The sequence below is a fragment of the Paraglaciecola arctica BSs20135 genome, assembly GCF_000314995.1.
In the GTDB taxonomy this organism is placed as follows: Bacteria; Pseudomonadota; Gammaproteobacteria; order Enterobacterales; family Alteromonadaceae; genus Paraglaciecola; species Paraglaciecola arctica.
Genome location: NZ_BAEO01000070.1, coordinates 21,383 through 32,898, shown reverse-complemented (window position 1 = coordinate 32,898; position 11,516 = coordinate 21,383). Strand labels below are relative to the sequence as shown.

Annotated in this window: 9 protein-coding genes; 4 read left to right on the top strand and 5 right to left on the bottom strand. The window is 39.4% G+C overall.

The window, feature by feature from the left end; all coding sequences use genetic code 11:
* Window positions 1-450: 450 nt before the first annotated feature.
* Window positions 451-822, bottom strand: a complete 372-nt coding sequence (locus GARC_RS25400; protein ID WP_007625939.1) for a DUF2750 domain-containing protein — start codon at window positions 820-822, stop codon at window positions 451-453.
* Between the two features lie 72 nt (window positions 823-894).
* Window positions 895-2,253, bottom strand: a complete 1,359-nt coding sequence (locus tag GARC_RS25395; RefSeq protein WP_007625938.1) for a glycoside hydrolase family 2 TIM barrel-domain containing protein — start codon at window positions 2,251-2,253, stop codon at window positions 895-897.
* 118 nt (window positions 2,254-2,371) lie between these two features.
* Here GARC_RS25395 and GARC_RS25390 point away from each other — a divergent pair, with 118 nt between their 5' ends.
* Window positions 2,372-3,166, top strand: coding sequence for a type 2 periplasmic-binding domain-containing protein (locus GARC_RS25390; RefSeq protein WP_007625937.1), 795 nt, complete (start codon window positions 2,372-2,374; stop codon window positions 3,164-3,166).
* A 100-nt stretch (window positions 3,167-3,266) separates the two neighbouring features.
* Here the strand turns inward: GARC_RS25390 and GARC_RS25385 are convergent, their stop codons facing one another.
* Window positions 3,267-4,202 carry a D-2-hydroxyacid dehydrogenase gene (locus GARC_RS25385; protein WP_007625936.1) on the bottom strand — a complete coding sequence of 312 codons (936 nt, stop codon included), beginning with the start codon at window positions 4,200-4,202 and terminating at the stop codon, window positions 3,267-3,269.
* A 140-nt stretch (window positions 4,203-4,342) separates the two neighbouring features.
* On the opposite strand from GARC_RS25385, the gene GARC_RS25380 reads away from it, so the two are divergent.
* Window positions 4,343-6,133 (top strand): trans-sulfuration enzyme family protein, encoded by a 1,791-nt coding sequence (locus tag GARC_RS25380; protein WP_007625935.1) that lies wholly within the window; start codon window positions 4,343-4,345, stop codon window positions 6,131-6,133.
* A gap of 133 nt (window positions 6,134-6,266) precedes the next feature.
* Here the strand turns inward: GARC_RS25380 and GARC_RS25375 are convergent, their stop codons facing one another.
* Entirely contained in the window at window positions 6,267-8,210 is a 1,944-nt protein-coding gene (locus GARC_RS25375) for a PKD domain-containing protein (protein ID WP_007625933.1), read from the bottom strand.
* Window positions 8,211-8,439: 229 nt separating this feature from the next.
* Between GARC_RS25375 and GARC_RS25370 the strand changes: the two genes are divergently transcribed.
* On the top strand, window positions 8,440-9,078 hold the full coding sequence (locus tag GARC_RS25370) for a response regulator (protein ID WP_007625931.1): 639 nt from the start codon (window positions 8,440-8,442) through the stop codon (window positions 9,076-9,078).
* On the opposite strand, the gene GARC_RS25365 is transcribed toward GARC_RS25370, so the two are convergent.
* Window positions 9,044-10,903: a sensor histidine kinase gene (locus GARC_RS25365; protein ID WP_039990532.1), complete on the bottom strand. Its 1,860-nt coding sequence runs from the start codon at window positions 10,901-10,903 to the stop codon at window positions 9,044-9,046. The two genes, GARC_RS25370 and GARC_RS25365, sit on opposite strands and share 35 nt — an antisense overlap.
* Window positions 10,904-11,216: 313 nt before the next feature.
* Between GARC_RS25365 and GARC_RS25360 the strand changes: the two genes are divergently transcribed.
* On the top strand, window positions 11,217-11,453 hold the full coding sequence (locus GARC_RS25360; protein ID WP_007625926.1) for a DUF2164 domain-containing protein: 237 nt from the start codon (window positions 11,217-11,219) through the stop codon (window positions 11,451-11,453).
* Window positions 11,454-11,516 lie beyond the last annotated feature (63 nt).

Sequence of the window (11,516 nt, the reverse complement as noted above, 5' to 3'; positions counted from 1 at the left end):
TGTGCCAAAAGCGGTCATAGCCGAACCGCTCAGTGAACGATCCCAATTAGCAGTAAACAGACGGTGAGGATTTTTAAGATATTACACCTCGCTGACGACGCAGATATTGAAGATATTACACGTCATTCCCTCGGAGGAGGGAACCCACTAACATTTACCGTGCAGCCAATTTAAATCGTTTAAAAACAGTATTATATTAGTGTATTTCAATCAATTTTAATTTTGGAAATAAGATACTTTATTGAAATCTACAGATGTTGTTGGAGGTTCCCGCCTTCGCGGGAATTACGGGGGATAAACGGGAGGATGTTACCGACTGCTTTCTCAGTTTTGCCGTTACTCAAGGACTCATTGTTGAATATTGGCAATATGTTCATTGCAGTCTGTCAATTCGATGAAGTTCTATTCATAATCATTGGTAGAGCGAGTGGCGATTAATCCAGAAATGCTTTATTTTCTCGCTTTTGTCTTTAATTCAAAATCAAATTCTTGTGCAGAAATCACTAGCCCTTCTTCATTTTCGCTCGGGAAAACTGCGATGGCCACGTCGTCGTCTTCTAACCCTTGGGTCCAGCGGCTATGCCAGGTTTTTAAATCAATCGCCTTAGGCTCACATTCAGACCAATCACCCGTTGCCCATGCTTTAGCAAAATCCTCGTTTGGCCATACAGGTGTACAATCTTCATCTTCGGTATTGAGCATTACGCAACCGTCTTGGTCTGTCAGGATCCAAACTTGTTTATTTAAGATACATTCTTTTACTAAGTAGCTTAGGCGTTGTTCTGGTGTAAATTGCGCAATATTGTCTAGGGGGTCTGACATGAATGCTCCATATAGGGTTAGCATGAAAATGAAAAGACTAAAGCAATGCTTTGTTTTAGTCTTTAGTTGTCGCTAATTCTCAACCATAAAAGGAATATTTGCATTACCTACTTTGTTTTTTCCGTCGTAGGCGTAGTTAAATAAACGATACTCGCCGATTTCATTAGGGGCGTTAAAGGTCATTTCAACGTAATCTGCTTGAACCTCAGATTTGAGTATTTGTAATGCCAAGGCTGCCGGTTTTGCTTCAAAATGTCCCCCTTGACTGCGAGTCTCCACTTCTTTCATCAACACCCATTCATGAGTTAATAGGTCGCCATCTGGATCTGATACTTGTACTTTGACTACGGCAGGTTGTCCGGCTTGCAAACGCACATTTTCAACGGCTTGTTTATTATTGATCGTGATAGCTTTGGACAATGGCGCACGGTTAGCTGGGTACTGTCCTGTCCACATCCGAGTCAGTTCGTCTATGCGGGCTGTTTGTTCACCCGATTCGTTAAACATGCCATACCAGGTAGGGGTGCGTTCTTGTTTCTGGCCCCAGAAAAACGCAAAGGAACCGATGATTTTACCGGTTTTATCGTCAAGGATGACATCTTGCATACGTTTGGCCATACCTGCCGCTTTAACTGCACTGGGCTCTTCAATTTCGCGATCCCATTCAGTGGTGGGTAACTCCCAATGTCCCATAGGACCAAACTCGGTCACCATGTAAGGTTTGTCTAGGTTACTTTCGGCGATGCTTGCGGGTAACCCAACTAAATCTCCATAATTTTGCACGGACAAAATATCGATATTGGGTGCGTATTTTATTACTTGGGCGATATCGTTTGGCCTAGCACCGGCAAGACTAAAAGTAACAGGGTGGTTGGGATCATTTTTATGAATATAATCAATGATGTCACCCATAGCTTCATAAACCTTAGTGTTGACTTGTTTTAACTCGCCTGCTTCGTCAAACAATAAATTAGGTTCATTGTTAATCACCCACATCAGTACATTAGGATGATTTTTGTATTTTTCGATGGCAGCAGTAACACGTTCAAATTGCGCTGCTACGGCTGCTTCGTCGTTGTAATCAAAGCCTAATAACTCTTTACCTGTCTTTATGCCTACTGCCATCATCAGTCCGAGTTTTTCTGCTATGGCTAATTCTTGCTCTATATGGTCTAAGTCCCAAGTTCGAAAGCTATTACCTCCCGCTTCTTTTAAGGCTAGGACTGTTTCATTGTTTTTGTAGCCCAACCCAACCCCTTTTACATTAAAGGGTTGACCATTTACGGTTAGGGAATATTGATTATCTAGTTTGACTACTTTTACAACGGCAGGGGATTGAGTCGAGCTATTACAAGCTAGTAATGGACTGCTTAGAGCCAAAAATAATAATGAAGAAAATAAACGAGAGGTCATAAAAACATGTGATTTCATATTGTGTCCATAAATGACTAAGTTAGATGGCTAAATAAATTGTATTCTACATATTGTCGCATTGAGCGCAGAATCAAAGTGTAAATCGGCCAATCGGGTCATTGTTAGGACTAAGCGGATGCAACAGGTAAATTTTTGGAATGGTAATAAGTCTCCAGCAAGGCAGAATTACGAATTAGCTTTACTTGAAGCCTGTCTAAATGTGACTAATCAAGAATATGGAGCTGTGGACGTACGAGTCGATAACACTGATTACCCTAGTGCCGATGATGAAGCCAATATCTTTGCTAATGGTGCCGATATTTTGGTGACAGTGGCTGGAAATGTAAAATTTGAAGACAAACAAAAATTGGTGATCCCTGAACCACTCACCAAAGGATTGTTAGGTTACCGCTTACTTTTGGTGACAGACGGATCATTAGCAAAGTTCGCTCAAATCAACAAACCCCAACAGCTCCAATCGTTATCAATTGGCATTCCTGAAACTTGGGCTGATGCGGACTTATTTCGGCATAATCAATACAAGGTTAATGAACAGGGAAGCTTAGACGATTTATTTTTGCTATTAAAAAATGCTACTTTCGACTATGTCGCTTTGGGTGTGAATGAAATCGAAGAGATATTTAATCATAATGCAGTGCCTATAGGTGGTATTAGCATTGAGCCATCTTTGATGCTTTATTATCCATTTCCTTTAGTGTTTTATGTCACACCGAATAAACCTAGTTTGGCTCTACGTGTGAAAAAAGGACTCAACGAGATAAAAGCTAGTGGGGAGTTTGATACGCTTTTTGAGCATCATCATGGTGATGTGGTGCAACGCTTCAATTTACGGGATAGGAAAATATTTACCTTAACTAACCCAGCATTACCGAATGAAATGCGTCATTTTTCTGGTTCGTTATTGGACTAGTTGCGCCAGAAAAATATCAACTCTGCCTAGCCATTCAAATCGAATTTATTGGGTTTGTACTCGGTAATACCCATTAAAATGGTCACCTGAAGGATTTCCCTTAATAGCCTTTGTTAAAATCTAAAAGGTGTTGAAGGGTTAATCCATTGATATATCTACGATAATTTTCGCTGAATATGGGGAAAATGTCTTCTGGTAATGATTCTGCAGCTGTGTGCTGGGTAACGTAGATATTGTCTAACTGCCAATATGGGTGATGCTCAGGCAATGGCTCATGCTCAAATACATCTAACACTGCCGCTTGTAGTGCCTGATTTTTTATTGCATCGATTAAGGCGTTGTCCACTATTGTTGTACCTCGCCCCGCATTGATCAATACGCAGTGTTGCGGCAAATAAGATAAAAACTTTTGGTCGATAAGTCCGGTCGTTTCGCTGCTTTGTGGTAATAGGCATACCAAATAATCCAATCCAGCTGCAAACGCTTGTGTGTCGTCATAAGTGTAATATTGATCAATATATTCGCAGTTATTAGTGGTTCTAGTATAGCCACGTGTTTTCATTGAAAATTGTTTAGCCATCTTCGCTACTGCTTGACCTATATCCCCGACTCCCATTATTCCTAAGGTTTTACCTGCTAATGACTGATAAGTCGGCGCTGCCCATATTTTGTGTTTCTGTGCCTGATTAAATCCAGCCAAATTACGGGAAAAATATAGCAGGTAAGCAAATACATATTCTTGCATCGCTTGTTGAAATACACCTTTTACGCCACAGAGTTGATAGTTATTTTTATCTAAGGCAAAAAGGGCCGCGTTGCCAGCCCAAGTAGATTGCAGCCATTTTAGGTTGCTGCAGCGGTTAACTACTTGCGCGGTTAAATCCGGATCACCAAATAATATGTCTACCTGTGAATAATCAAAGGACTCGGGAAGTTTGTTGTCTGCCAATATTAGCGCTAGAAATGGCAACTGCGCCTCTTCAAGCAATGTCATGTAGAGCGTGGTATCACGACTCAAAATAGCTAAGTTATGCATAGATTAAATAGTTACCATGTAAAGATTAAATTACTTGTTTTGGGTGTTTTTAAAATTATATTTGTCATTTATGTCTTATTTTTGAATTAAATTCGGTTTACTCTTGAGTTGTCAATTCCATAATCCACAGAGACGTTAACATGAGTGCTACCAATATAACTGACCAAGCAAAAATATTATCGCCAAAAAGAAACACCACACAGGCTACTACAATTGATGAGCTAACAGACGAACAATTGGCGCATTTTGGTATCGACAAAAATAGCGAGTATGGGCAAGCTTTGTTTAATACGGCCCAGCATTTGTATTACACCCAAGCCAATATGCAACAACTTTGGAAGATCACCAGCGATACCCTTGAAGGTTTGAGTAAAGAAAATAAAGTCGCCTATTTTAATGCAAAAAAGTTTTTGTCTTTTCAAATTGCCAAAATCCTCGACACCTTGCAAAACCCTTTTCGCGCGACTTATCAAAGTTTAAGTAAACAATCTGGCTCTCAAGTGAGTAAAAGCCATTATCCATTGTTCGACAATGTCACTGCGTTGTTTTCAGCCACTCCAGTAGTTGTCAGAACTGCTACCTATGTGTATGCCTGTACAGAATGGGTAGATGATGCCTTTCAAGGCAAAGAATCAACTCATCAGATTTATTCGCGCTTACTCAATCCAACTAATATTTCATTAGCCAATGCCATAGTGGACTTAGAAGCCGGACCTTATGCTGCAGATTATCTCGCATGGAACTTTAACTCGGGTATGGCTGCTATTGATGCGCTGTTATCTAATGTTTTAAGCCATGGTGATGTGTTAATTGTATCCCGTAATGTATACGGCGGAGTGTATCAACTATTACACGACTTTTTTGCTCGTGAAAACCGTTTAAATGTTCAACTTGAGTGGTTTGATGGATATTCAGCCGAAGAATTTTCTAGTTTTATGCAACAAACCAAAACTAAACATTCTAAACGTCTCGATGGGGGGAACGCTTTGCATGTGTATATGGAGTCTCCCTGTAACCCTCATGGTTATGTGCTTGATGTGGCTGGGATCAGCAAAATTGCTCATGCATCTGGCCATGTCGTGATGTTAGATGCCACACTCGCCACCCCCATTTTACATCAACCATTACAACGTGATGATAAAGAAGAACGCCCAGATTATGTGATGCATAGTTACACCAAAGACATTTGTGGTAGCGGTGCAACCACGGCAGGAGTGGTGATTGGCGAAGCCTATCGCATGTTCCAAGGTAAAGGCGATTGTGTAAATGGTTATGATTGGTCAAAAACCATGTTCTGGGATGTGTATTACATTAAGGGCGCTTTTTTAGACTCTGAAAAAGCCTTTGATGTATTAACCGGTATGAAAACCCTCGAAATGCGCATTATGCAAAAGGTGATCAATACTTTTGTATTTAGTCAATTTTTAGCTTCTCATAAAAGCTTTAACGTTAATTGTCATGCGATAGAAGGTCACCCCAACGCAGCATTAAGAGAGGGGCAAATGCGCCACGGTTGGCCATGTGCTCTATTTACTGTGGACATGCAAGGCACTGATATTAGTCGCGATACCTTCGTGCGCTTTTTTGATGCTCTTGAACCGGCTTTTAGCCATCAGGTGAGCATTGGTCAGCACAATACTATTGTTTTATGCCCAGCATTAACTTCTCACAGTGAGTTAGACCCTGAGGCGCAAGCCAAGAGTGGTATCTATCTGACGACTATGCGTATAGCAATGGGTACTGACAATGTGAAGGAGTTGATTGCACATTTCATCAACAGTGCTAGGTTGCATATTGACCCTGCTATGCCGGGATTCAGCGATAAATTTATGCCAGCCGATGAGATTGACGAACTCTATATGAAAACTAGCCTTAGAGTCAGTCAACAACATTATGCTAGCGGTGCGTCCGTAAAAGATATGCTGGGTTAAATATACCCGTCTCCCTTGAAGTTGCAGCGTTGTTGGCTGCTCTCACTCACCCCAATCACTTAGTACGCCTAAGCTCATGGGGCTGAGTTCGATTGCCGCCTAGCTGCCACTCCAATGGCTTTGGGTATATGTATTACTGGCTTTTTGTAAGAGAGCCAACATTGCTGCGATCAAAGTCTCCTTCTGCGGTATATTCAGTAATATTAAACTGCCAAATATCACTAGCCAGTGTAGTAGGTGACCAAATTTGGGTAAAACTCTCTGAAATAAGAAGTAATTGACCATATGTTACTTCCCATTGCAAAACTACTTCGCCATTAGCCAGAGCGGTGCCGTCAGCGTTAAAGGTGACGCTAAAACTATCCTCGCCGTTAATACCGTCGAAATCACCTATCACATCATCAGTGTTTAAATAATCTTGGTCGGTAGTGGTATAACTATTTTTAATAAAACGAACACCATTTTCATCAATCGACGACAGTACATCACCTTGCACATTGGTCAATGCTCGGCCGACCTCTTCAGTTGTTTGCTGCACTATAATTCCATCAACATATACATTTTGTGAATGTACGATACGTAATCTAGTCTCTGCGTCATAACTGTAATCTTGCATGATATACAAATAACTAATCCCAGCAGGTAGCTCACCATTCCAGCTGGTTAGCCAAATCGTCTTATTGTCATCGAGCGTAATTTGCATTGATAAGTCATTGCTGAAATTTGTATAATCTAGATAAAAACCGCCTACTATTGGATTGCTATCACTAGTTAGGTGTGGCGCGTTGAACGTATCACTGCCATCATTAATCGCTAATGTATTTTCAGTAGCAGTCAATGTGGAACTAAGCACTGCTTGTGTATCAAGTGGTTCTTCAAATTCATCATGTAAACCAGAGTCGCCATTTGAATCTTCTGCGGTCATATAGTTCAAAACGCCTGTAGATTGATCCCATGAATAAGTACCTATTTCATAACCAATCTTTCCATCACCACCTTCTTCGGCTTCAGTTGTAATATGTACATAATGCCCTGAACGTGTAAACGTGAGTACATCACTACCAATTTTCCATGTACCAACAATATCCGACTCACTTGTTAGGCTGTTGTCATTAATTATCGAGCTAATGGTTTCGGCAATAAGGGTAGGGCTTTGTGTTATAACATCTTGCTCAAACGTGCTGGCTGTTGCGTTGTCACTTACTAAATCTAATGTCGTGGATACGCCGCTGGGTAGACTAAAATCATTATCTGTAAGAATAATGTCGATTAACGCCGCTAAGGTGTTTTTCTGTTCGTTATCAATTCCACTAAGGGCTGAAGTTAATTCTGCATCTGTTATAAAAGTCGTACCATCACTAGTCAACAATGCGTACTCTGCAGTTGTGACATTGGTTATGTTTACCCCGAAATTTTCGTCTTCGGTTAAAATGTTGTCGCTGTCTGCTTGTTCGATTAAGCTGGCAAGTGAGCCAAGTTGAGAGACAAATTCGACTTCTGGATTGATACTGCTATCACCTAGCACTGATAGCAGTGCTAGGTGACTTTTTAATGATTCATCAATCATAATCGCTATCGAATACGTTCCATTTTCGTCTACCAGCGATGAAAATACTTGTTCACCAATAGTCACTTCTACATCAATGCCATCGGTAACTGAGCCTGTAATAGTCAGTAACGATTCTATAGGGGTAATGGTAATCGTGACACTTTGAGTCGCGGTTGCACCGTCATTATCGGTAATAAGTACATCAAGTGTCAGGCTAACATCGCTATCTGTATCAGGTGCCGTAAAACTCACCGACGTAGTATCATCTCCAGTGAGTGAAATATCGCTTGAGGTGGTTGACCATTTTACGCTGCTAATACTGCCATCGGCATCCGACGCGTTTGCAGTAAGGGTTAATACTTGTCCTTCCTGAACGGTGTTTTCACCTGTAATAGAGACAGCCGGTGCGCTATTAGTAGTGTTATCAGTAGGTGTCGGTTCAGGATCAGAATCACTGCCACAACCAAGTAATAGGCTACCGAGCAACATATTACGCAGTAAAAACGTGCGTGAGGATATGTGTTTCATTGTAATTTTCTCCGTAAGTGTTCAAATTAATTTAGTCAGTGCAACTAATGTTGAATATTTTTTATCTTTTGGCGGGCTTAAAACGAACCTCTTGCTTTAAATATTCATAGTGGAATAGAAGTGTTATCTAATTGGTAAGTTTGCGAAATACGCAAATTGCGGTATTTTCAGTTTGGCTATCTAGCTGTCATGCTGGGTCATAAAGTAATAAAATGGAGTTTTGGGGGGGATGGGTGATTTGAGAATATTGGTAGGAGATGATCATAAGGTGATATTTGATGGGATTCAGTCGATGTTGGAAAATACAATATCAGTGACTGAGCTACAATACGCTGCTTCTATTGAGCAAATAGGAGAGCTATTAAGCCGTGAATATTTTGATTTGTTAGTCTTAGATTTGAATATAAATGGAACCAATTCACTTGATCATATGAGTTGTTTTTTAGAATTATCACCTCAGACCAAAATTCTTGTTTTTACGTCTTATGGCAACAAAAAATTTATAAATAAGGCTAAAGAAGCGGGTGCACTAGGTTATTTAGTTAAAAATACCGGCCAGCAGGAATTCTGTGGGGTAGTTAATAAAATTTTGGCTGGAGGAATCGATTTTCCACAGGAAGTCACCGCTGACTATAAAAGTAATATAGATCATGTGCTTAGAGTTAATACACTAGAGGGAGTATCCCAACGAGAAAATCAAATTATATCTTTGGTGCAGGATGGAAATAGCGATCAAGAAATTGCCGATATATTATTCATCAGTTACAACACCGTTAGAACTCACAAAAAGAATATTTTCAAAAAACTAGATGTACGCAGCAACAATGGACTGATCAAGCTTTTACATCAGAAAAGTATGGAATTTTAATCTGATGAATTTGTATGCCTTGTTTGTAATATGTCAACATCTGGCTATTCAATAGCTGTAATCGCCAGTGGATCCCTTGTAATCCTATACCTGAATTTTTTCCCATCATAGCGTCATAACCTTCCCCATTGTCCTTTACTTGCAAACACCATTCAGTGCTTGTAGTGGTAAATTGTATCAGCACTTCTGTACCTTCAGAATGTTTCAGAGCATTGTTGATCAGTTCAAGACAAATGAAATATAATTCCCGCTCTACATTTTTTTTATGAACGGTACTCTGGTCATGCTCAAAAATAATTTTTAGGGCTTTTTGTTCGATATTGAGCGAGTCAACCACCTCTTCAATAGCATCAATAAAACCGTATTTTTCAAGTATTATTGGACTTAAATTATGTGCGTAGTTGCGAATGTCTTCGGCTATTGTACTGACTGTTTGAATTAACTTTTGTTGTTGTTGCTTATCTTGAGTGGCGAGCACCGAGAGTTGCATTTGTAAGGCTGATAACTTTACACCTGCACCATCATGAACTTGCTGAGCTAGGCGACTTCTTTCAATATGCTGACCTTCTAGAAAATTTTCTGCACCTTCTACTATGGCTTTATTTAATGAGTCAGCTAAAGATCTATTGCGGCTGCGTATTTGATAAAATTCAATACCCACTAAACTCGACAATATAGCAAAGTCAAACACCAGTGCGCCCAGCATTATTTGTTCTTGGGCAAAGTCAATTATGGGTTCACCAATCTGTTCAAAAAAGAATACTAACGATGCAAGTGCAACCCCACTGATAGCCAATAAGAAAAGTAGGTGATTTATTTTGCGTTGTGTCATTGTTAAATAAATTGACAGCAACATTAAATAGAAAAATTGTGCTCCCATAGGTAACTGTAAAACCAATACGTTAAAGTGCGTAAGATAGGGGCTTTGTAACCAAACTAAAAAGTAATAAGCAATGAACAACAAAGCATTTAAAAACACATACAAGGTGAAAATGCGGTGAAAAGTTGAAATAGTGGAATGTCGTTTTTTGTTTAAATCAAGGCTGGCGTAAGCAAAAAACATTAAAGATACACTGGCAATCGAAGCAAAGATGGATCGAGAAAGACTATTGAAAACAGCCATGTTTGGCCACGAATGTTGAAAGCCCATTCCTGAATTGCTGTAGGCTAATAGCGAAAAGCCTACCACATAGAACAATAGTGAAATATTTAGTAGGGAAGGTTTACTGAGAACTATTATTAACAGCAGCAATACTACTAAGCTATAAATGCCAAAGTATCCCCCCAATAAAGCAGACTCATTGCTAAGGGTACTAAAAAAACCTTCACCCGTATGTATGGCAATAGGAAACTTTATCGATTCATTAAATTTATCCGTATGCAGCAAAAATGAGCGCATTTCGCCGGGCATCAATTTAGTTTCAAATGCAAAAAAACGATAATTTATTGGTCTACTGTCGAAATTCAGATAATCCCCAGTTTTACCTAGGCTGGCATAGTCAAAACCATTACCAGTGTATTCAAAAACCTCAAGATGATTAAGATGGGCGTTGCGTACCTCGATAAAAATACTTTTAGTGACAGTGGTCTGATTTTTAACATTAAATTGTGCCCAATAATAATGAGGGCCACCGGGGAAAACCAAACCAACAGAAGGTGTCGAAAATAATCCCTTTTCGGCAGCTGAAAGCGCTTCTTGAAAGCTTATATCCTGCTCGGTTTGTAACACTTGAACTTGATAACTCAGGGGAATAGAAGTGAAATGTTCTGTTACCTCAACTGGAGGTACATTAAATGCACTAGTCAGTAAAAAGAATAATGGCATTAACAAGCTGATATCCTTGTGATTGTAAGTATAGGTAACCTCGAATACACGGTTATACTAGGTTACTATAATGGCCAGATGTATCATCATTAATTCACTAAGTGCCTGATAATCTGATTTTTATTTGCTTATTATTAAACTGTACTATCACCACGTCAACTTTCATAATCAAAGATATTTTCCAAATATTGATGCTTGTTTACATCAGATGCCTTGATTGTTGTTGTCACCAATAATTCTGTGTAATAAATATTGAATACGAATGTAGATTTTTCTTTCTTCAACCTGAATTTAAATTACTAAGGAGCAAGTTTTGTCAAAAATTGAATTTCCTGCACAGCAAAAAGAACAACTTATTCAAAAGTTACAAAAATACATGAGCAAAGAATTGGATATAGAGTTAGGCCAATTTGACGCTGACTTTCTTTTAGATTTTATTTCTAAAGAAATGGGGGCCATTTATTATAATCAAGGTCTCTACGATGCCCAAGCAGTGTTGGTTGATAAAATGGAATCAATAACTGACGCTATTTATCAGCTAGAGCAGTAGTCATTTAGGTTCAATTTTAATCCTTTCACTTTAATGGTGTATTGTAACAACCTAAGCATTTAG

Excerpts from the sequence above, each read along its gene's own strand:
- GARC_RS25395 (WP_007625938.1), bottom strand. The coding sequence starts at position 2,253 with ATGAAATCACATGTTTTTATGACCTCTCGTTTATTTTCTTCATTATTA.
- GARC_RS25370 (WP_007625931.1), top strand. The coding sequence starts at position 8,440 with ATGGGTGATTTGAGAATATTGGTAGGAGATGATCATAAGGTGATATTT.
- GARC_RS25390 (WP_007625937.1), top strand. The coding sequence starts at position 2,372 with ATGCAACAGGTAAATTTTTGGAATGGTAATAAGTCTCCAGCAAGGCAG.
- GARC_RS25380 (WP_007625935.1), top strand. The coding sequence starts at position 4,343 with ATGAGTGCTACCAATATAACTGACCAAGCAAAAATATTATCGCCAAAA.
- GARC_RS25385 (WP_007625936.1), bottom strand. The coding sequence starts at position 4,202 with ATGCATAACTTAGCTATTTTGAGTCGTGATACCACGCTCTACATGACA.
- GARC_RS25365 (WP_039990532.1), bottom strand. The coding sequence starts at position 10,903 with ATGCCATTATTCTTTTTACTGACTAGTGCATTTAATGTACCTCCAGTT.
- GARC_RS25400 (WP_007625939.1), bottom strand. The coding sequence starts at position 822 with ATGTCAGACCCCCTAGACAATATTGCGCAATTTACACCAGAACAACGC.
- GARC_RS25375 (WP_007625933.1), bottom strand. The coding sequence starts at position 8,210 with ATGAAACACATATCCTCACGCACGTTTTTACTGCGTAATATGTTGCTC.